Annotated in this window: 16 protein-coding genes and 1 tRNA gene; 6 read left to right on the top strand and 11 right to left on the bottom strand. The window is 42.2% G+C overall.

What is annotated here, in order from left to right; all coding sequences use genetic code 11:
* Positions 1–313: 313 nt before the first annotated feature.
* Positions 314–1,399, bottom strand: coding sequence for a non-hydrolyzing UDP-N-acetylglucosamine 2-epimerase (wecB, locus tag KSX81_RS22350; protein ID WP_004318618.1), 1,086 nt, complete (start codon positions 1,397–1,399; stop codon positions 314–316).
* A 92-nt stretch (positions 1,400–1,491) separates the two neighbouring features.
* Here wecB and KSX81_RS22355 point away from each other — a divergent pair, with 92 nt between their 5' ends.
* Positions 1,492–2,115 (top strand): trimeric intracellular cation channel family protein, encoded by a 624-nt coding sequence (locus tag KSX81_RS22355; RefSeq protein WP_004300342.1) that lies wholly within the window; start codon positions 1,492–1,494, stop codon positions 2,113–2,115.
* Between the two features lie 8 nt (positions 2,116–2,123).
* On the opposite strand, the gene KSX81_RS22360 is transcribed toward KSX81_RS22355, so the two are convergent.
* From KSX81_RS22360 to KSX81_RS22370, 3 genes are all read right to left on the bottom strand, one after another.
* Positions 2,124–2,624 (bottom strand): DUF4251 domain-containing protein, encoded by a 501-nt coding sequence (locus KSX81_RS22360; protein ID WP_004306358.1) that lies wholly within the window; start codon positions 2,622–2,624, stop codon positions 2,124–2,126.
* Between the two features lie 126 nt (positions 2,625–2,750).
* A complete protein-coding gene (locus tag KSX81_RS22365) occupies positions 2,751–3,713 on the bottom strand; it encodes a M48 family metallopeptidase (RefSeq protein ID WP_004318617.1) in 963 nt (320 codons plus the stop codon).
* Positions 3,714–3,758: 45 nt separating this feature from the next.
* Positions 3,759–4,319, bottom strand: coding sequence for a LemA family protein (locus KSX81_RS22370; protein WP_004306356.1), 561 nt, complete (start codon positions 4,317–4,319; stop codon positions 3,759–3,761).
* A gap of 240 nt (positions 4,320–4,559) precedes the next feature.
* Between KSX81_RS22370 and KSX81_RS22375 the strand changes: the two genes are divergently transcribed.
* Entirely contained in the window at positions 4,560–5,063 is a 504-nt protein-coding gene (locus KSX81_RS22375; RefSeq protein WP_004300346.1) for an RNA polymerase sigma factor, read from the top strand.
* A gap of 91 nt (positions 5,064–5,154) precedes the next feature.
* Here the strand turns inward: KSX81_RS22375 and mtgA are convergent, their stop codons facing one another.
* The 3 genes from mtgA to KSX81_RS22390 form a co-directional block, all read right to left on the bottom strand.
* Positions 5,155–5,898, bottom strand: a complete 744-nt coding sequence (gene mtgA, locus KSX81_RS22380) for a monofunctional biosynthetic peptidoglycan transglycosylase (RefSeq protein ID WP_004306355.1) — start codon at positions 5,896–5,898, stop codon at positions 5,155–5,157.
* On the bottom strand, positions 5,876–6,592 hold the full coding sequence (locus tag KSX81_RS22385) for an OmpA family protein (protein WP_004306354.1): 717 nt from the start codon (positions 6,590–6,592) through the stop codon (positions 5,876–5,878). The genes mtgA and KSX81_RS22385 overlap by 23 nt, the downstream gene beginning before the upstream one ends.
* A 167-nt stretch (positions 6,593–6,759) precedes the next feature.
* Positions 6,760–8,109 (bottom strand): MATE family efflux transporter, encoded by a 1,350-nt coding sequence (locus KSX81_RS22390; protein WP_004318616.1) that lies wholly within the window; start codon positions 8,107–8,109, stop codon positions 6,760–6,762.
* Positions 8,110–8,200: 91 nt separating this feature from the next.
* Here KSX81_RS22390 and KSX81_RS22395 point away from each other — a divergent pair, with 91 nt between their 5' ends.
* On the top strand, positions 8,201–9,586 hold the full coding sequence (locus KSX81_RS22395; protein WP_004300350.1) for a GDSL-type esterase/lipase family protein: 1,386 nt from the start codon (positions 8,201–8,203) through the stop codon (positions 9,584–9,586).
* Between the two features lie 192 nt (positions 9,587–9,778).
* Positions 9,779–11,650, top strand: coding sequence for a PAS domain-containing sensor histidine kinase (locus KSX81_RS22400; protein ID WP_004318613.1), 1,872 nt, complete (start codon positions 9,779–9,781; stop codon positions 11,648–11,650).
* Between the two features lie 72 nt (positions 11,651–11,722).
* Here the strand turns inward: KSX81_RS22400 and KSX81_RS22405 are convergent.
* A tRNA-Lys gene (locus tag KSX81_RS22405) sits at positions 11,723–11,795 on the bottom strand.
* 120 nt (positions 11,796–11,915) lie between these two features.
* Between KSX81_RS22405 and ettA the strand changes: the two genes are divergently transcribed.
* Together ettA and KSX81_RS22415 are read left to right on the top strand one after the other, a co-directional pair.
* Positions 11,916–13,607, top strand: coding sequence for an energy-dependent translational throttle protein EttA (ettA, locus tag KSX81_RS22410; protein ID WP_004300352.1), 1,692 nt, complete (start codon positions 11,916–11,918; stop codon positions 13,605–13,607).
* Between the two features lie 216 nt (positions 13,608–13,823).
* Positions 13,824–17,210, top strand: coding sequence for a TonB-dependent receptor domain-containing protein (locus tag KSX81_RS22415; RefSeq protein WP_004326934.1), 3,387 nt, complete (start codon positions 13,824–13,826; stop codon positions 17,208–17,210).
* A gap of 132 nt (positions 17,211–17,342) precedes the next feature.
* Here the strand turns inward: KSX81_RS22415 and KSX81_RS22420 are convergent, their stop codons facing one another.
* The 3 genes from KSX81_RS22420 to KSX81_RS22430 form a co-directional block, all read right to left on the bottom strand.
* Positions 17,343–18,443 (bottom strand): endonuclease/exonuclease/phosphatase family protein, encoded by a 1,101-nt coding sequence (locus KSX81_RS22420; protein WP_217725680.1) that lies wholly within the window; start codon positions 18,441–18,443, stop codon positions 17,343–17,345.
* Between the two features lie 77 nt (positions 18,444–18,520).
* Positions 18,521–21,142 carry an ATP-binding protein gene (locus tag KSX81_RS22425; RefSeq protein WP_004318609.1) on the bottom strand — a complete coding sequence of 874 codons (2,622 nt, stop codon included), beginning with the start codon at positions 21,140–21,142 and terminating at the stop codon, positions 18,521–18,523.
* A gap of 70 nt (positions 21,143–21,212) precedes the next feature.
* Positions 21,213–22,427, bottom strand: a complete 1,215-nt coding sequence (locus KSX81_RS22430) for a glycosyltransferase family 2 protein (protein ID WP_217725679.1) — start codon at positions 22,425–22,427, stop codon at positions 21,213–21,215.
* Positions 22,428–22,446: the final 19 nt, after the last annotated feature.

Genomic DNA, 22,446 nt, shown 5'->3' on the forward strand with positions numbered 1-22,446 from the left:
ATATAACTTTTTTTACCCATCGTTTTTGGTTGTTTACAAGCATATATCGCCCGGTAATCCAAGGAATATTCCTTTGTTAATCCTTTTGATAAGGCTGTTTCAGTACTTTGTTCTCCCGGTCCCGATATTTGAAACCTTTGCTCTCGTTGTAGGGCACTTTTTGTTTCGACACTTGACACTTTTTGTTTCCCGGCATGAAACTGTTGGTTTCTCGGTGTGAAACACTTTGTTTCCCGGTGTGAAACTATTAGTTTCAAGGCGTGAAACTAACAGTCCCATGCCGGGAAACGGAATGGAACATGCCGGGTAAATGTTATTTGCTCGTAAGTATCTGTACAATACGCTCTGCGGTACGTCCGTCCCAACGTTCGGGAAGTTCGCCACGTTTCCATTCACCGTGCATCAGTGTATCCATTGTTTTGGCAAGCAGAGCAGGATCTTCTCCGACAAGTTCGTTGGTTCCCATGCGCCACGTTTCCGGATGTTCGGCATACGTGTTGAGCGTGATACAAGGAATACCCAGGAAGGTCGCTTCTTCGGCTACGTTTCCTGAATCTGTTATGATTCCTTTTGCCTTGTTTATCAGATAACCGAAGAACAGGTAATTCTGCGGAGGCATTATGTGGAGGTTCGGAGCTTCGATGCCTAATTCTTTGATGGCATTTCGTACGTATGTGTGCAGCGGTGCTACGATAGGCATACCGGCAGATTTTTCAATGATTGTTTTCAGCAACTGACGCAGATTCTCTTTGTTGTTTAGCAATACGCGACGGTTGAGGGTGAGCAAGAGATAATTTCCCTCTTGCAGCCCCAATACGGAAAACCATATAGGTTTGAGCAAACGGTTCCGGTTGTAGCGGATGGCATCAATCAGAATGTTGCCTACATAATATACGTTTTCGCTTTCTGTTCCCGTCTGGTTCAGGTTACGGTTGGCAACCATGCCGGCTGTGAACAGATAGTCGGATAGTCCGTCTGTAATCATGCGGTTGACTTCTTTTGGCATTTTCATATCGAAAGAACGGGTTCCGGCTACGAGATGTGCTACCTTGATACCTTGTTTCTTGGCAACGATGGCACAACTCATGGTTGCGGTCAAGTCGTCTACCACAAGGACTACGTGTGCCGGATTCTCCGTCAGCTCCTGTTCGAAGGCTACCATGATTCCGGCTGTCAAACTCGTTGGATTACTACTTTCCACTCCCAGATAAACATCAGGAGCTTTCATGTCGAGGTCCGAAAAGAGAGAAGCATCCAGACTTGTATCGTCTTTCCTTCCTGTATATACCAGTCGGTAAGAGATACTTTTACCCAGCGCCCGTGCGGCTTCAATAGCGCGTGTAATGGGAGCTATCTTCATAAAATTGGGGCGTGCCCCCGCAACAATTGTTATTTTCATATTGTTTCTATCTTATTCGGTTTAATTCGTGAAGCAAAAGTACATTTTCTTACGGAATTTATTCGTTACTTTGCATACAAAATAACAAATATATGCCCACATTCGTTCAAATTCTTGATTTTATAGGCACATTTGCCTTTGCTATTAGTGGTATCCGGCTAGCTTCGGCGAAACGTTTCGACTGGTTCGGTGCTTATGTGGTAGGACTTGCTACGGCTATCGGTGGCGGTACCATCCGTGATGTCCTGCTTGACGTGACACCGGGATGGATGACTGACCCTATCTATCTGATTTGTACGGGACTGGCTTTGCTGTGGGTAATCTGTTTCGGACGTTGGCTCATCCGGCTCAATAATACTTTCTTTATTTTCGATACCATTGGCTTGGCATTGTTTACCGTGGTAGGTGTAGGCAAGAGCATTGCTTTAGGTTATCCTTTCTGGGTGGCTATTATCATGGGTAGCATTACAGGAGCAGCCGGTGGAGTGATTCGTGACGTATTTATCAATGAAATACCTCTTATCTTCCGAAAAGAAATTTATGCAATGGCCTGCGTTGTAGGCGGTATTGCATACTGGCTGTGCGACGTTGCAGGTCTGGAATCATACGCCTGTCAGTTGATTGGCGGACTGGCGGTATTCCTGACCCGCATCTTAGCTGTCAAATATCACATTTGCCTACCTATATTAAAAGGTAGTGAAGAGCCGGAAGAATAAGGACGGCATTATTTTTCCTCTTTTATATCCAGTTCTCCCTGAAAACTAATGGACTGCCGGTTTTGCATATTGACATCAATACTTGCCGAACCATTGGGAAATACTTTGGCTCTGAATTCATATCTGTCTTCAGGATTACGTGCGACGAACTTGATAACGGCATTCCCTTTTTTATCCATTTCCACATTATATTCTTTGAGGATGGCTTTGAAGTTAAGTCCGTCACCTCCGCCATACGGGATGCTATAGGCCCGTCCATAATAAGGCAAGTAAGAAATAACCGAATCATTTCTGATTGTCAGTGAGTAGGAAGATGTCAAAGGGATGGAGCGTCCGCGCATCGGCATGGCAGTGTTGACATCTATCTTATAATTTTCAGATTCAATTAGTTTCATTACTGCTTCTTTCTTCTGTTCCTTCTTTTCCTTTTTACTTTGTTGAGCCGAAAGGGTAGGGATGCCCACTAGCAAGGCTAGTAACAGCATAAAGATTTGCTTCTTCGTTCTCATATCAGTTTGCATTTAGGTTGATGTATATATGTATAACAATCAAATATACTAAAAAGACAGGGATACTTCTGTTTCTTTTAATGAAAATTAAACAGAACCCCCTGTTATTTATGAGTTTAGCCCGATTTAGAACTGTTCCAGTATTTCGATTCGTTTTTCGATGGGAGGATGAGTGGCAAACAATCCGCTAAGTCCGCTGAATATACTTTTAGATGCCTTTTGGGGGTTCTGAATAAATAATTGTGCCACGTCTTTCCTTTCTACTGCTTCGATAGCGGGATCTGCTGATATTTTGCGGAGAGCGTTGGCCAGTGCCAACGGATTCTTCGTCATTTCTGCCGAACCTGCATCTGCCATATATTCGCGTTTGCGTGAGATGGCAAAACGCATCAGGCTTGCAAAAAGATAACCGATGGCGGCTATCACTAAAGCAATAAGAATAAAAAGAACCACACCGCCGCTACCTTTACTATTACTACGCACGCGTATGTGTGTAATGGCATAAAACGTGATTTCTGTCAGCATGGAGAAGATACCGACAAAAACAATGGAAATAATCAGCAGGCGTACATCGCGGTTGCGGATGTGACTTAGCTCGTGCGCGATGACTGCTTCCAGTTCCTCATCATTTAGTTTCCGGATGATGCCCTCCGAGAGAGTAACGGTGTATGTGCGTTCGTTGATACCGCTGGCAAATGCATTCAGGGAACTGTCATAGATGATATTGATTTTCGGCATTTTCATGCCTTGAGACATACAGAGGTTTTCCACCAGATTATAAACTCGTTTATTCTCCTGACGGTTCAGCGGCTTGGAGCCGGTGGCGGAATTGATAATGCTTGTGTTAGCCCAATAGGCAATCAGAAACCAGATTAATACAATCCCCATGGTATATGGTAACGAAGAGAAGAAGAAATGATTGACTATTGGCATCATTTCGACTTCCATATCCTCTTTATATCCCATAAAAGTCAGCAGGTAGCAGGCCAAATAGAGGAGTGCTGCCACGAGACAGGGAAACAGGAATAGTAGAAACGCAGAGCGCAGATTATTCCGGCTCTGCTGTGTTTGGATTCCGACGTATTGCATGCGTGTTCGACTTTTGTAATTGGATGGACGGTGTATATAAAGGTTTTAGAAACTAATTTTGGGTGCCTGCTCCAAATTCGCACGTTCGTTTTTCCCCAAGTCGAACATTATCTCTCTTTGGAATCCGGTCATTCCTGCTACGATATTTGACGGGAATGTCTGCACGGCGTTATTGTATTCTTTAGTGGCCGAGTTGAAGTAGCGGCGAACAGCAGCCAGTTTATTCTCTACGTCAGAAATTTCTTCCTGTAATTGCAGGAAATTCTGATTAGCTTTCAGATCGGGATAAGCCTCGAGAGTAATCTTCAATCCAGCAAGAGCAGAGCTTAACTGGTTTTCGGCAGCTATCTTATCATCAATCGTTTTTGCGCCAACTGCACCGTTACGTGCCTGAATCACTCGATCGAGCGTTTCCTTTTCATGTGCGGCATATCCTTTCACGGTGTCTACCAGTTGGGGAATGAGATCATGGCGTTGTTTCAACTGTACATCGATGTCGGCGAACGCATTTTCACGATTGTTTCTCAATTTCACTAATGAGTTGTACATGGAAGCAAAGATGATGCCCAGTAATACAATAATCCCTACAATAATAAGTATGGTCATAGCTTTTTGTTTTATTTAATAATATAAAATCAAAAGTAATCTATTTGGTTCTTTTAACCAAGCAGTAGGGGATAAATTTCGCAAATACCACCTAAAAACTATCAGAAAGCACCTAAAATCTGTCATTTGATAGAATTAACCCCCAAGAAATGACAAATTTTCCCCTGCTGGATACACAAAATACCTTTAAACTTGCAAATGTCGAGAAAAAACGAATATTAACCATAAAACCATTAAAGTATGAAAAGTTTAAGTTTCAGAAAAGATTTAATTGGAGTACAGGAAGAGTTGCTTCGTTTTGCTTATAAATTAACGGCCAACCGTGAAGAAGCAAATGATTTATTGCAGGAAACATCTTTAAAAGCATTAGACAATGAAGAGAAATATGTTCCGGACACAAATTTCAAAGGATGGATGTACACAATCATGCGTAACATCTTTATTAATAACTACCGTAAAATAGTACGCGATCAGACCTTTGTTGATACCACCGATAATTATTATCACTTAAATCTGCCACAAGATTCAGGATTTGAAAGTACCGAAGGTGCTTACGACTTGAAAGAGATGCATCGCATCGTCAACGCACTCCCCCGGGAGTATAAGATTCCTTTCTCCATGCACGTATCAGGTTTCAAATACCGTGAGATTGCAGAGAAATTAGGATTGCCATTAGGTACAGTGAAGAGCCGCATATTCTTCACACGTCAACGTTTACAACAAGAGTTGAAAGATTTTGTATAAATGAGGATAACGCATACAAACAAGCTTATAAGCAAAAGGAGCAAGGGGATAGATCCTCGTTGCTCCTTTCTTTTTATTTATGATTCAATTATCACTTGCCTTTCTTGTTTTTGCTTTTTTTCTTTTCTACGGCTTTTTCTTCAGATGGAAATTTAGGAACCAGATTCATCAGCCGTAATATCTGATTTTGTCGTTTTAATATGTATGACGAAGGTTTCGCCGAGTTAAACCGTATCGGATTGGGCAGAGTAGCGGCGATAAGTGCGCATTGTCCCCGGGTCAACTGGGCAGCTGTTGTTCCGAATTTGACCTTTGCGGTAGCTTGCGCGCCGTAGATGCCATTTCCCATTTCTATAGAGTTGAGATAGACTTCCATGATTCGTTCTTTCGACCAGAACAGTTCGATGAGAAACGTAAAGTAGACTTCGAGTCCCTTGCGTACCCACGAAGATTGCGGCCATAAGAACACATTCTTGGCTGTCTGCTGACTAATGGTACTTGCTCCGCGTTTCCGTTTGCGTGTTTCGTTCTCTTTCATCGCTTTCTTGATTTCTACAAGATCGAATCCGTTGTGTTCGGCAAAACGGTTGTCTTCGGAGGCTATGACCGCCATCGGCAGGTTGGGAGATATCTTATCAAAAGAAACCCACGTGTGCTTCCACGTGGGTTTATCTCCTGAAAAAATCTGCTGAACACTTCGGATAACCATCAACGGAGTGACATAAACCGGCATAAACCGATACACAATCACTGCCAACAGAGTGGATGCAAAGAAGAAAATCAGCAGGTTGCGCGTATAGCGCAGAATTTTTTTAATTAGCAGCTGCTTGTGCATCTTTAATCATTTGTTCACTTGCGTACATGTATACTTCTACACGACGGTTTTGTTCGCGACCGGCAGCAGTATCATTGCTTGCAACGGGATCGCTTTCACCCATTCCCTGTACACTTTTGATCTGATTGGTGGAAACACCACAACTCAACAAATAACTAGACACGCTCTGTGCACGTTCTTGTGACAAGTTCAGATTTTTCTGCTGGCTTTGTGCGGCAGTGCTGTTTTTCCAGCCCTGGTTGTCAGTGTATCCGTAGATAGACACGTCCATATCCCGGTTCTGATTGAGCACATTGTTGGCAAACTTGCTTAAAGCAGATTTAGCAGCAGCACTTAGATTTGCATTACCGGTAGTGAAAAGAATACCCGAGTCGAATGTTACTTTCACGGCTTGCAATCCGTTGTTGTCTGTTATCTGTTCTACTTGTGCGCCTTCAATTTGTTTTGCTTCTGCTGCTGCTTTGTCCATCTTCTTACCGATAAGAGCACCCGTACCTGCACCTACTGCCGTACCGATAGCAGCACCAATAGCGGCACCTTTACCTTTACCGATAACACCTCCCAGGATTGCACCCAGTGCAGCACCCGAACCACCACCGATAGCAGCACCTTTACCAGTGTTGTTCATACTTCCACAGCTACCAAATATCATGGCAATACTCATGAAGAGAACCATAAATTTCATCTTGTTCATAATGTTGATGTTTTTTTTAATTGGTTTATAAATAATGTTTTTATACGAATCGCTTCGTATTATAAATAACAATGCAAAGATACATATTATTTGGCAAGCATGTACTTTTTAAGTTAAAATAACTCGGATGAATCCCTTTGTTTGTTAATAAAGGAAAACGAACATTATCATTTTATCGTTGAAGGAATACTTAAGCACTTCTTTTTGATAATAATGAACCAACTCAAAAGAATTAAACCTTTGGCAACGGTGGTGACGCAGACTGCCCACCAGATTCCTTCCACTCCCATACCCATCCGTACAAACAGGATAGCAAGCGGAATACGCATATAGTTGCAACTGATGCTGATAATGGCAGGGGGTATTGTGCGGCCGATGCCGTAGAAAACTCCCTGCATGGTGATTTCGAGCATCATAAAGAGCTGGGAATATCCGTCGATACGAAGGAATACACCTCCGGCTTCATAAGCAGCCTGTTCGGGCACGAATATGGCGAAAACTTCGTTTCCGAAGAAAACGAATAACAAAGTACAGAGTGTACCGAAGATTCCCGTCATCCATAGGGTAGTGTACCAGGATTTAAGTACCCGTTCGATTCGTCCGGCAGCATAGTTTTGGGCGATGAAGGCACTTAGTGCGGTGGAGAATCCCTGTGAGGTGTTCCAGGTAATTGCTTCGATTTGTCCCCCGGTGGTGAACGTCATTAAGCCGATGTGCCCTCCCTGTTCGGAAGCGGTGCGGCAGAGGAACATGTTGACGAAGGCAAACAATGTATTTAAAGTCGCTACGGGTAATCCAAGTTTAAGGATTCTCCGCGTGTACTTTTTCTTTAGCCGGGTGAAGAAAGGGAAACCGCCCAGCAGCGCATCCCTGCAACGCAACTGATAGACGAAAATCAGGAAAACACTTGCTTCTGCAATCCAGGTGGCGTACGCCGCACCGTTTGTTCCCAGTCCGAAACCGAATATAAAGAGTGGGTCCAGAACGATATTCAATATCAACCCTGTGCCACTGATAAAGAACGGGACTTTGCTGCGTCCTGCTGCATTATAAATTCCGGTGAAGGCAGCGGAAAGGAAAACGAAAGGTAATCCGGTAGAAACAATCCGCAGATATTGAATGGCATTGGCTGTGATATGTTCCTCAAGTTCATAAATACGTATGATAGGTTCTGCAAATATAAAAAGGAGTCCGCCCCAGCAAATGGAAATAATCAAAGCAATCGTAATATTATGAGACGCGAAGCTGCGGGCATCTTCCTGGCTTTGCGCACCGATGGATTGTCCGACACTCACTTCAGATCCTACCTTATTTAATAAGGAGATAGAACCGGACATCCAGGTCAGGATTCCGACAGAACCGATGGCGGCTACGGCTTCACTTCCCAGGCGTCCTACCCACGCCATATCTGTGAGGCTATATGCCATTTGGATAAACGACGTTGCCATGATCGGCATTGCCAGATTAAACAGTTGACGGTTGATAGGACCTTGTGTCAGATTCTTTATTCCTTGCATATAATTTTTCTAATCAAAATGGGCTGCAAAGATACGCAAAATTACTATCTTCGCGCATCTAATTATTCATTAATCAAAGTACATAGATACTATGAAACAGAAATTTTCTACTATTTTTATCTTGCTGCTTCTCTTTTTAGCAGGTTCACGAGTGGTAGCGCAAAATGCTCCGAAACCTTTTGATATTGAACAACCTTCACTTCGCGTATTCCTTCCTGCGCCAGAACTGGCTACAGGGCGTGCTGTGGTTGCGTGTCCGGGAGGTGGATATTCACATTTGGCATTCGAACACGAAGGCTGTGATTGGGCGCCCTATTTCAATAAACAAGGTATTGCATTGATTGTGCTAAAATACCGGATGCCGAACGGTGATCGTACATTACCCATTTCGGATGCTGAAGCAGCAATGAAATTGGTGCGTGACAGTGCCGATGTCTGGAATTTGAACCCGAATGACATTGGTATCATGGGCTCTTCTGCCGGTGGACATCTGGCTTCTACCATTGCCACTCATGCCAAGCCCGAACTTCGTCCGAACTTTCAGATTCTTTTCTATCCTGTGATTACGATGGATAAATCTTATACCCATAGGGGCTCTCACGACAACCTTTTGGGAAAAGATGCTTCTGCTGAATTGGAACTTGAGTATTCTAATGAAAAGCAAGTGACGAAAGATACACCGCGTGCTTTTATCGTATATAGTGATGATGATAAAGTCGTTCCGCCTGCTAACGGAGTTAATTATTATTTGGCGCTGAACAAGAACAATGTTCCTTCAGTGCTTCATATTTATCCTTCCGGTGGACATGGATGGGGAATTCGCGAGGGTTTCCTCTATAAGAATGAAATGTTGGACGAACTGACGTCTTGGCTCCGTAGTTTCAAAGTACCTCATAAAGATGCTATCCGTGTAGCTTGCATTGGAAATAGTATTACGTATGGAGCACGTATCAAGAATCGTGATCGTGACAGTTATCCGGCCGTGTTGAGCCGTATGTTGGGAGAGGCTTATTGGGTAAAGAACTTCGGAGTCAGTGCCCGCACTCTGCTGAACAAGGGCGATCATCCTTATATGAATGAAAAGGCTTATCAGGATGCGCTGGCTTTCAATCCTAATATCGTTGTTATCAAGTTGGGTACGAATGACAGTAAATCATTCAACTGGAAATATAAGGCCGACTTCACGAAAGATCTGCAAACAATGGTCGATGCTTTCAAAGCGCTGCCAGCTCAACCGAAGATTTATCTTTGTTATCCTTCTAAAGCCTATCAGACCGGTGATAATATCAACGATGATATCATCTCTAAACAAATCATTCCGATGATAAAGAAGGTTGCCAAGAAAAATAACTTGTCTGTCATCGATCTTCACGCAGCAATGGACGGAATGCCCCAATTGTTTCCGGATAAGATCCATCCGAATGAAGAAGGGGCTAAAGTGATGGCAAAAGCTGTTTATCAGTCCTTGAAAAAGTAAAATAAGGAACTTGACGATTGTAAAATTTCCGGTTGAAATAATCTCTTTTAGAGAAAATTTTAATCGGAAATTTTTTAGTTTAATCACAAATAATCTTCTTATAATATGCTAAAAAAGTGTCTTTCTGAAAGTTAGATATGTCGCTAATCTATATTTTTGCGCCCGAAAAATAATAAAATGATAAATAGCGTTATGAATAGACTACAAGATTTTACCTTTTTCTCGCAGTTGATGGCTAACGCTAATATGGGATGGTGGAAAGCCAATTTATCAACTGCGAATTATGAATGTTCTGACTTTATAGTAGAGTTATTAGGTCTGGATCAGACCGGAATTATTAGTTTTGAAGATTTCAATAAACGTATTCAGAAAGAGGAACAACTTTCTACAACTATTCATTCCTATGGTGTGTATCAACGGCCGGAGGTGGTGTATTTGCTTGATACGGTGAAAGGACCTGTTTGGGTACGTAGCAAGGTATGTTTTCAAGAAACGGATGAAAACGGAAACGAAATCATTTATGGTATATCCGAAGTGCAAGATGGTCCTGATATGGCATCTGCTTATCAAGCTTTGCAATACAGTGAGCGTCTCTTATCTAACATTTTCAAGTATTTGCCTATTGGTATCGAATTATACGATATGGATGGGGTATTGGTGGATTTGAACGATAAGGAATTGGAGATGTTTCATATAGAGAAGAAGGAAGATGTATTGGGTATCAATATTTTTGAGAACCCTATTTTCCCGAAAGAAATGAAAGAACGGCTGAAGAAAAATGAAGATGCCGACTTTACTTTCCGTTATGACTTCTCGAAGGTTGGTTCGTATTATCAGAATACCCAGAAACAGGGCACAATTGATTTAGTGACTAAAGTGACTACATTATATAATAGTGAGCATCAGCCAATAAACTATCTATTGATTAATGCGGATAAGACAGAAACAACAGTAGCCTATAATAAGATTCAGGAGTTTGAGGAGTTCTTTGAACTGGTCGGCGATTATGCCAAGGTCGGTTATGCCCACTTCAATGTTTTGAGTGGACACGGCTATGCTCAAAAAAGCTGGTACAGAAATGTGGGTGAAGCGTATGAAACTCCGTTGTCCGACATCTTTGGCACATACCGGCATTTCCACCCCGATGACCGTGCCTTGTTGATTCGTTTTCTGGACGACGCACGAAATGGACTTACCACCCAACTTAGCAAAGAGATGCGTGTCCTTAGGGAGGATGGCACATACACATGGACGCATGTCAATCTGTTAGTAAAGAAATATGCCCCGCAAGACCGGATTATCGAGATTATCAGCATCAATTATGATATCACAGAACTGAAAAGGACAGAAGAAATGCTTGTCAAGGCACGTGATAAAGCAGAAGCATCCGATCGGTTAAAGTCTGCTTTCCTGGCTAATATGAGTCACGAAATCCGTACTCCTTTAAATGCTATTGTCGGCTTTTCAAGCCTGTTGACTAGTACGGAAAATGCAGCGGAAAAGGAACTATATAATTCTCTGATTGGACATAACAACAAACTATTATTAAATCTGATTAATGATGTAATTGATCTTTCTAAAATAGAATCCGGTTATCTGGAATTGCGTCCGGACTGGGTTAATCTTACCGAGCTTCTTGACGAGAGTGTAGCGGAGTATGCTCATCAAGTACCATCCGGCGTTGAACTTCTGACTAACTATCCGGCACATGATTCTCTGGTAGAACTGGATAGCCTGCGTATCAAACAGATCTTGAGTAATTTTCTTTCGAATGCCTTAAAGAACACTACCACCGGACATGTGGAAGTCTTCTATGAGGTAGACCACCAATCTGTCAGAATCGGTGTTAAAGATACCGGTCGGGGCATCCCGCAGAATATGCTTGAAAAGATATTCGAAAGGTTTGAGAAGTTGGATTCCTTTGCTCAAGGGGCCGGTTTGGGTTTATCTATCTGCAAACTAATCGTTGAGAAGATGAACGGGCGGGTATTAGTTGATTCCCAACTGGGGATCGGTACTACTTTTGTAATCGAACTGCCGTGTCGTTCTATGCTTGTTGAGTAAGTATATGTGAAGAATCTTAAAAGAAAAATCCCTTGATAACGACTGATTATCAAGGGATTAATTTTGTTTTTGTGATCCGCCTGGGGCTCGAACCCAGGACCCCAACATTAAAAGTGTTGTGCTCTACCTGCTGAGCTAGCGAATCGGTCCTTCAGTGCTTTCTTTCGAATGCGGGTGCAAAGGTAGAACATTTTTTTATAACTCCAAAAGAATTCAAACATTTTTCTTATCTTTGTGCCATTATCAACAATATATAATCATACGTATGGCTGCTGACGATAAAAAAATTATCTTCTCGATGGTGGGAGTGAGCAAGGCTTTCACCCCCAATAAGAATGTGCTGAAAGACATTTACCTGTCGTTTTTCTATGGAGCGAAAATCGGTATTATCGGTTTGAACGGTTCCGGTAAATCAACGTTATTGAAGATCATCGCCGGTTTGGAGAAATCCTATCAGGGAGAAGTGGTGTTCTCTCCGGGATATTCCGTGGGTTACTTGGCACAGGAACCTTATTTAGACAACACAAAGACAGTAAAAGAAGTAGTAATGGAAGGCGTGCAACCCATTGTTGACGCACTGACAGAATACGAAGAAATCAATCAGAAGTTCGGTTTACCGGAGTACTACGAGGATCAGGATAAGATGGATGCTCTTTTTGCCCGTCAGGGCGAACTGCAAGATATCATTGATGCGACTGATGCATGGAATCTGGATAGCAAACTGGAGCGTGCGATGGATGCTCTCCGTTGTCCGCCTGAAGATCAGCCGGTAGAAAACCTGTCCGGAGGTGAACGTCGTCGGGTAGCTTTATGTCGTTTGTTGTTGCAGAAACCGGATGTGCTCTTGCTGGACGAACCTACCAACCACTTGGATGCAGAATCTATCGACTGGTTGGAACAACATCTTCAGCAATATGAAGGTACGGTTATTGCCGTGACGCACGACCGTTACTTCCTCGATCATGTTGCCGGATGGATTCTCGAACTAGACCGTGGTGAAGGTATTCCCTGGAAAGGTAACTACTCTTCCTGGCTGGAACAGAAGACAAAACGCATGGAAATGGAAGAAAAGACCGTCAGTAAACGTCGCAAAACACTGGAACGTGAGTTGGAATGGGTGCGCATGGCTCCGAAAGCCCGTCAGGCAAAGGGTAAGGCACGTCTTAACTCTTATGACAAGTTGCTGAATGAAGACGTGAAAGAGAAAGAAGAAAAACTTGAAATCTTCATTCCGAATGGTCCGCGTCTGGGTAATAAAGTCATTGAAGCGAAACAGGTGGCCAAAGCATACGGCGATAAACTATTGTTTGACGATTTGAACTTTATGCTTCCTCCTAATGGTATTGTTGGTGTGATCGGTCCCAATGGTGCGGGAAAAACGACACTGTTCCGTCTGATTATGGGATTGGAGACAGTAGATAAAGGAGAGTTTGAAGTAGGAGAGACTGTAAAGGTGGCGTATGTAGACCAGCAACACAGAGATATTGATCCGAATAAGAGTGTTTACCAAGTAATTTCCGGTGGCAATGAGTTGATCCGCATGGGAGGACGTGACATCAATGCGCGTGCATACCTTTCCCGTTTCAATTTCTCCGGAGGCGATCAGGAAAAACTTTGCGGTGTACTGTCCGGTGGTGAAAGAAACCGTTTACACTTGGCGATGGCTTTGAAAGAAGAAGGCAATGTACTGTTGCTCGATGAGCCTACCAATGATATTGACGTAAACACACTGCGTGCTTTGGAAGAAGGTCTGGAAGATTTTGCCGGCTGTGCCGTAGTTATCTCGCATGACCGTTGGTTCCTCGACCGTATCTGTACACACATTCTGGCTTTTGAAGGAGACTCCAATGTATTCTACTTCGAAGGGTCTTATTCAGAATACGAAGAAAACAAAATGAAACGTTTGGGAAATGAAGAGCCGAAGCGTGTTCGTTATAGAAAGTTAATGACTGACTAGTATAAAGTAATAGATTGAAGCATTTCTAATGCTTTCTGTTTCAAAATAAAAGGCTCTGCAAATATTGTAGAGCCTTTATCATTTTATAAGGTAGTGAAACGTTTATCTCTCTTAAAAAAATGTAGTATAATCGTAATGTAGTTCTAAATATTATTAATTATATTTGTGCACAGTTTTTAAAAGCAAACAATTTATATTAACTAATCAACTACATTTATGTTAAAGAGAATGCGATCTTTCTTAGTGCTAGTAATGTTATTTATTACCGTCACGATGAGCGCGCAGGTTACAACAGCCACGATGAGTGGTAAAGTGACCGCACAAGATGAACCAATCATTGGAGCAACAATCGTTGCGGTTCACGAACCATCAGGCACTCGTTATGGTACAGTGACTAACGTCAGTGGTCAATTTAATCTGCAGGGTATGCGTACCGGCGGCCCTTACAAAGTAGAAATTTCTTATGTTGGTTATCAAACAGCAATTTACAAGGGAATTAACCTTTCATTGGGAGAGAATTATGTTTTAAATGTTTCTTTAAAAGAAAGCTCTGAATTGTTAGATGAAATCGTAGTGACGGCTTCAAAAAACAGCAATATGAAGAGTGACCGTGCAGGCGCTATTACTAATATTGGAGAAGAGCAGATGGCTATGATCCCTACTGTTGGACGTAGTATGAATGATATTATGCGTTTAACTCCGCAAGGAGCTAATACAGGTAATGGTTTTGCCGTAGGTGGTGGTAATTACCGTCAGTCTTCTGTAACTGTCGACGGTGCTGCTTTCAGTAATTCATTTGGTATCGGTTCTAACTTGCCGGGCGGAGGTTCACCTATTTCTTTGGATGCATTGGAGCAAATAGCAGTATCTGTAACTCCGTTTGATGTTCGCCAAAGTGGATTCATTGGTGGGGCAATTAATGCTGTAACTAAAAGTGGTACAAATGATTTTTATGCAACGGCTTATACTTATTTAAATAATGAGAATTTGAATGGTGATAAGGTAGGTGATTTAGAGTTAATACGTGAGAAATCTCAAAAATACCTCTATGGTGCTAGTTTTGGAGGTGCAATCATAAAAAATAAGTTGTTCTTCTTTGTAAACGGTGAGTATGAAGATAATGTAACAGCTGGTCCTAAGAGCAGAGCTCGTTTAAGCGACAGTGATGATTGGGGATCTAATACAGCCAATGTGAATCGTCCTACAGTGGGAAAGATGGATGAGATTCGCAACTATTTTATAGACAAGTATGACTATGATCCGGGACGTTATCAGGGGTATTCTATCAAAACTCCGGCCTATAAAATTATGGCACGTTTGGACTGGAATATTAATGATAATAATAAATTGAATTTCCGTTTTACACGTGCTCATTCAAAAGACAATAGCGGTCCAACTTCTTCTGTATCTCCTTTCTATGCAACGGATATTTATGATGGTGGAGCAGCTGCTTCCAAAGGTTCTGGTAATGTAAATCATAATGCTGCTATGTATTTTGAAAATTCTCGTTATTTCAAAGAATACAATTTTACATCATATGCTTCAGAGTGGAACTCTAAATGGTTGGATGGTAGTTTGAATAATGTAACACGTGTTACTTATTCTTTCCAGGATGAGCCAAGAAGTTATGAGGGAGCGGCTGATTTTCCAACAATTGATATTTTGGAAGATGGTGCGGTATATGCACGTATCGGTCCTGATGTCTTTTCTCCGGGGAACTTAGCCCAAGCCAGAACATTTGTTCTTACAGATGAGTTGTCTTATACAGCAGGTATCCATAATTTATTGGCAGGTTTCCAGTTTGAATATAATAAAGCTACTAATGGTTTCCAGCAAGCAGGTAATGGATACTATGTGTATAATTCATGGGACAGCTTCGTAAATAATGAATATCCTAAGGCTTTTGCTATCACACACTCTAATGCAGCAGACTATAGCCAATTTAAGGCTGAAATGAAAACATTGCAATATTCATTGTATTTGCAAGATCAGATGAATATAAGTGAGAACTTTAAGTTGACTGCTGGTATTCGTTTTGAGATGCCTAAGTATCCTTCTTTGAAGAATAACTATAATGAAGATTTTGCAAGATGTGATTTTGGCGGAGTAAGCTATTCTACTGATCAAGTACCTTCTGCTAAGATTTCTGTGTCTCCACGTGTAGGATTCAACTGGGACATTACTGGTGAACGTAAATATGTTCTTCGTGGAGGTACTGGGCTTTATGTAGGTCGTTTACCATTTGTATGGTTAGTATCTGCAGTTGGTAATTCTAATGTTGGTCAGAATCAATATTATTATACTAAGGTAGCTGATGCAGCTTTGAAACCTCATTTTCAACCATCTGTATCAGGAGTTCTGAATGAGTTGTATCCGAATGGCAGAACTGTTGATATTAAATCTCCAAAGGATCCTACGATTATTGATAAGGATTTGAAGATGCCGTCTACATGGAAAACTTCATTAGCTTTTGATGCTAAACTTCCGGGAGATATTGACTTCTCGATAGAAGGTATCTTTAATAAAGATATCAATCCTGCCGTTATTTCTAATAAAGCTATTAAACCTTCAGAAACTACAATCACTTTTAATCCAAATGATACACGTGATTCATATGGCAAATACTCTGACGCTTCATGGACGAATAATAGGAATAATCAGAATGTATTCTATATAGAAAATGGTGGTCATAAAGCCTATTATTATTCTATTACAGCTCAATTGGCGAAATCTTTTGATTTTGGTTTGTATTTGTCTGCTGCATATACACATTCGAAGGCTAAGGCATATAGTGATGGCATTGGCGATCAGGTAACTTCTGCATATAGGACAAACACTTATTCTGTGGGTGGTATTAATGAACATGAAACAGGTTATGGTACTTATGTTTCTCCTCATCGTGTTGTGGCTTCAGCTGGTTATCGTTTAGAGTATGCTAAGAGATTTGCTTCTTCATTATCATTCATTTATGAGGGAATGAATATGGGATATGCTGGTGGCTATGGTTATGCTCGTTATTCTTATACATTTGCCGGTAATATTGTAGGTGATGGTGGAGCCAACAACTTATTATATATTCCTGCTTCAAGAGAGGAGCTAAATAGTTGGACTTTTGCAGAAAAAACATATAATAGTGTAAATAGAACATATGATGATTATAAATTAGATGGTCAGATTTATACTGCAGATCAGCAGAAAGATGACTTTTGGGCATATATCAATCAGGATAGTTATTTGAAGAAGCACAAAGGTGAATATGTAGATCGTGGTGGAGTTGTTATGCCTTGGCATCATCAGTTGGATTTGAAATTTATGCAAGATTTCTATTTGAAAGTGGGTGGTAAGCGTCACACTCTTCAATTTGGTGTTGATATTAAGAATTTCTTGAATTTATTAAATTCAGATTGGGGGTTGTATAAGACTGTAAATAATACTAATCTTTTAGCTTACGATAATGGTAATAATGGGTCTAACGGCATTGAAAGTAAAGGTTATACATTCCAGAAGAGTAGCGGGAAAAGATTGACTGAAACGTATACAAAGTATAAAGATTTTAGATCTACTTACTCTGTTCAGTTTAGTCTTCGTTATATATTCCATTAATTCGATAAAATCTCAAAATAATGAAAGGTTGTCTCGTTTGTTCGGGACAGCCTTTTTTATTATCAGTAAGATTTTGATATAAACGGAATATCTTTAAGGATATGATTATTAGCTTATCATCCTCTTACTCTTTTATAACTTCACCCTCATCACCACCGGATTATGATCGCTATAAGTAAGATCCGGCGAGAAGTAATCCGTACTATTCAGTTCCGGTGAATGGAGAATATAGTCGATTCTTAACAGATGCTTGAAGAACTTGAAAGTATACATATACCCATGACCACTCGTCTGAAAACCATCCTGCAACTTATCACCTTTTACAGTGTGATAAACATACGAAGACGGCAGAGAGTTAAAGTCACCGCAGATGATAGTAGGATAGGGAGAGGCAGCTATCAGTTGCTTTAGAGTATTAGCTTGTACGGCACGTTTCCGGAAATTCTCATGTAATCCGTCAATCAATCCCAAAGCAGCACGTTCCACCCTTTGAGAATCATCCGTGCGGAGTCCCTTTTCCAGTTTGCGCTTGTTCTGGCTCACTTCCGTTGTTTGGAGATGATTGTTGAACAGGCGGATGATACGGCCATTAATCTCAATATCACACCAGAGACTGCAATTTTTCGAATCAGGATAGACGATAAGATTCTCCTCCTTGATGGGGTAACGGCTGAAAACAGCCAGCTGCAACAAATGTTTTCCCTCGGGAGAAATAGGGATATAATAATACGGCCAATCAGAAAGAACCGCAGCTATACTGTCTACACCAAACTCATCATTAATGCCAAACTCCTGAAAACAGAGAATATCTGCTTGCAGATTTCTCATGTAAGAGGCTATCTCTTTGCATGAATAACCGGTATGCTCATGATTAAAAGCGTCAACATTGTAAGTAGCAACAGTTAAAATACCAGGAGTATACGCGTTCATTTTGACCATTGGAGCCGAAGCCGGGCTGAAAAAAGGAGATTGAATCACACAACTAATATAGCTCCAGTTACTGAATATAGCAATCAGAGGGATGAAAACCCAACACCGCCAACGGATCGTCCAGTAGATGACAGAAGCAAGATTAGCCAACAAAAGTATCGGTAACATCAAACCGATGAAAGGCATAAATTTGAAACTATCCGGTGCGGCATTACCTACGAAGGCGCCCGCAATGGTAACTCCTGCCAAAATACTGGTCAGCACGATGGATATGTAATAAAACAGTCTGTAAAAGGCTTTCATCTAATCTAAGTTATTGGGTGATTATATCACTATTAAAGCGTTTTCTATACAATATGTACTCTATAATATGTGCCCTTTTACGGAGGCGACAACCATTTATGAATCATAGCTTTCAGCTTATCATCCGCTATCGGTTTAGCTATAAAATCATTGCATCCGGCCTCCTTCGCCGCTTTCCGGTCCTGCTCATAAGCAAAGGCACTTTGAGCAATGATAGGAACAGTGGCAGACAGCTCCCGAATGATTTTCGTTGCCTCCAATCCATCCAAATTCGGCATTTTAATATCCATCAGGATAAGATCGGGTTTCACCTCATCGAACATCGTGACAACCTCCATTCCGTCATGCGCACGAATAATCCGGTGCTCCTTACCTAAGATAGCCTCCAATAAATCAAAGTTACTGTCCGTATCTTCGGCAACCAAAATACAAGCATGCCGTGTATTTACAGCACTGCTCATACCTCCGCTTGTCTCATCATCATTCTTTTTCTCCGAATCTACACTCACGGATTCTGCAACCGTATACGGCAAAGTAAATGTAAACGTCGTTCCCTTACCAAATTCGGAGCTGACGGAAATCTTGCCCCCGAGCCGTTCAACGATAGACTTACAGATAGATAATCCCAACCCAGTGCCCTGTGCATGATTGTTCAGCTTGGCAAAACGTTCGAACACACGACCCACTTTCTCCGGCTCAATTCCTGTTCCGGTATCCGTTACGTGGAAAACAATCTGGTTATCCACCAGCTTATAACCATAACTGATACTTCCTTCTTTCGTAAACTTAACAGCATTCCCAATCAGATTCGAAATCACCTGGAATACCCGATTCTTGTCCGTTTCAATCATCAGACTCTCGTCCGAAGACTCATAGACAAGGCTTACTCCCTGCGGAGTACGGAATATATGAGCATCGTACACTTCCCGGCAGAGATTATGGAGACTAGCCGGTCCGAAGGAAAACTCGATAGTTCCCGATTCAATCTTCGAGAGATCGAGAATCTCGTTGATAAGTTGCAAAAGACGCTCGTTGTTCGCGTTTACGATGTTGTAGTACGTCTTTCGTTCTTCCGCATCATCACTTTCGGCAATGAGATGCGAGAACCCCACAATAGCATTCAGCGGAGTACGTATCTCATGACTCATATTGGCAAGGAAAGCTGATTTCAAACTATCAGACATTTCCGCCTTTTCCTTCGAAGACAGTAGCTCCCGCTTCATCATTTCCAGTTCCGTGACATCCCATTCGATGCTGACGATGATAGGCGAAGACAGTTCGTCCCCATCCACCCGGATTTTCCGCTTGTCAAGGATAATCAGGTTTCCGTTCCGATCCTTTCCTTCCACCGTCCAGTGCATACCTTTTCCACTGGTGGCCACTTGAATATCCTCCTGTCTCTTCTTCTCGGCCACGATAGGCGGATAGAAATCGAAGTCATTCTTACCGACAGGATCGTTCTTGTAAAGATCGCGGTTATAAGCCTCCCGATTTCGATAAATGTACCGGAAATCATTGTTGATCTCCTTCACAACAATCCCCGCGGGGAGATTATTGATTGTCGTATCCATGATTTGATTGAGCCGTTTGATTTGGGCTTCGTATCGAATCCTCTCGGAAATATCATGAGCAAACGACCAGTAACTTTCTTCTCCGGAGTCATTGGTGACGTTGTACATCGTACCTTCGTAAGCCAATATACCTTTATTGATTTTCGATGGATGATGAGCCACAAAGTTACTGCTGCCACCGTGTATGACATCTTTACAACGTTCGTCCCAAGCCTCTTGCGTAGGCATATCTGCGGCGACATTGTAGATTTTCAACTGACTGATATCCTCACTTTCGGGAATACCGTGATTGTGCAGGAAACGACGATTGGCGAAGATAATCGTGCCATCGGGTCTGGCGGCAAAGATACTCTCTTTGGCGTTGTTGATAGCGTGCGTCAACGTATTGATGTCATTTCTGCGATGCTGTATGTCCGTAATATTCTGAATATACCCCTCGATGTTGAAACTGCCGTCGGGGCGCTCTTCACGCAAATAAGTCTGGATACGCATATAGAAGATTTCCCCGTTCAGTCGGACGCGATAGCTGATGCTCTCCATGTTGAGCTCCCTTTCGTTCACCCGACACCATTCCCTGAAACTCTGACGGTCTTCTTCTACAATCAGTTCCACATATTTTTCAATGGCGAGATTCTGCACACTTTCCTCACACAAAACGCCTGTATAACCCAAATAATGGAAAATATTCTGATTCGTATTGTACGCCCATTGTCCTATCTGGGCTACCTTTTGGATGGCCCGCAGGGTGAGATTTGCTTGTTCCAACCGTCTTTTTACATTGCTTCTTTGCGTGATGTCGCGATATTGGCAAAGCACCATGCCATCATACGGAAACATGAGGCATTTGAAGTAGAAAATTTCGTCATTCAGCACCAGCTTGAAGTTCTTGCTGATGCTACGCTGCTCTTCGAGCACAATCTGAAAGATGGGCATCACCCTCTCTCTTGTATATTCCGGTAAAAGCTCAAATATATTTTTTCCTAAAAGTATATCCTCTTGCAGAAACCATAGATCACAATGAGGCTCAATGTCTACGCAGACGCCATGCCTGTCAACCAATAGCATTGTATCTGCCGTCAGTTTCAATATTCTTTGTGCGTTATTCGCATCATGTAATATTCTGTCCATGTCTGTTCTTTATTAGATAATAGAGACTTATGTCTCCTATAAGGATAACAAAAGATTATGGCATTTGTTCTTACTTTTCGGCGCGCTTCGCCTTTTCCCAAGCTCCGCTTCCTTTTTTCTTCTTGAGATAGCGGATGCCTTTCAGCACATTGACATTCATAAATAAAAAGTAGTAGGGGATAAAGAGCAACTTGTTTTTTATCTGTTTCGTAGATAGGTAATATCCCCAATATCCCAACCCGTAAAAAAGAACCTGCATGGCAAGCAGCACTCCGTAAAATATCGTGGAACCACCCAACAGCAGAATCGCAATATTCAGCGGGAAGAGCGCAAACAACAGGAACGGAGTAATAGACCATCGCAATACCCGGTGCGACGTATATTGAAAGCTAAGTATCCCGTAACGGAAAGGATTCAGCAACGGACGAAGCCGCCAGATAGACTGCAATCCTCCCGCAGCGATGCGCACTTTTCGTTTTTCTTCTTCGCGCATATCTGCCGAACCACTTTCGATGGCATAAGCATTCGTACAATAAGCGATGGTGTAACCTTTCATTGTGATCCGGAGTGAAAGAATAAAATCGTCGAGCAACGTATCCGGTTCCATCGCTTCGAACAGTTCGTTACGCACGGCAAACAGTTCGCCTGCTGCTCCTACGGCCGAGTAGAGCCGTGCATCAAGTGCTTTCAGGGTTGATTCGTATTTCCAGTAAATACCTTCACCACCGGCAGCCGCCCCGTCTTTGGTCTGCACGGCAATCCGTTTTTCACCAGCCACGCAGCCCACTTTCGGATCCTGGAAAGCAAGCACAATTTCCCGTATTGCCTCCCGGTTCACCATCGTGTTGGCATCCGTAAAAACAACGAGCGGAGTGTCCACCAACGTCATTCCACGTGTCATTGCAGCCGTCTTACCTTGCCGGAGCGGTTGGAAATGTACGGTCGCTTTCCCCTGCCAGCGCGTCTGCAATCGTTCGTTCGTACCGTCATTGCTTCCGTCCGTCACCCATACGATGTGCAGCTTGTCCGCAGGGTAATCCAGCTCAAGACTGTTTTCCATCTTCTCGTCCACTACATCTTCTTCGTTGAATGCCGTAATGAAGAGGGTAACTTCCGGCAGGTCTGCGTCCGATGCCGGCAACGAACGCTTCACAGGCTTCACGAAAAGCTCTTTCAACTTGACAAGAATATAAAGCACAATTCCGTAGCCCAAATAGGTGTAGAACACAACGAACAGGGCAAGCCAGAAAATAATTTCAAGACAAAGGGTCATGGTTTCGTTCATAATTATATTTGTTTATTAC

This window comes from Bacteroides sp. MSK.18.37, assembly GCF_019129155.2.
GTDB classification, from domain to species: Bacteria; Bacteroidota; Bacteroidia; order Bacteroidales; family Bacteroidaceae; genus Bacteroides; species Bacteroides ovatus.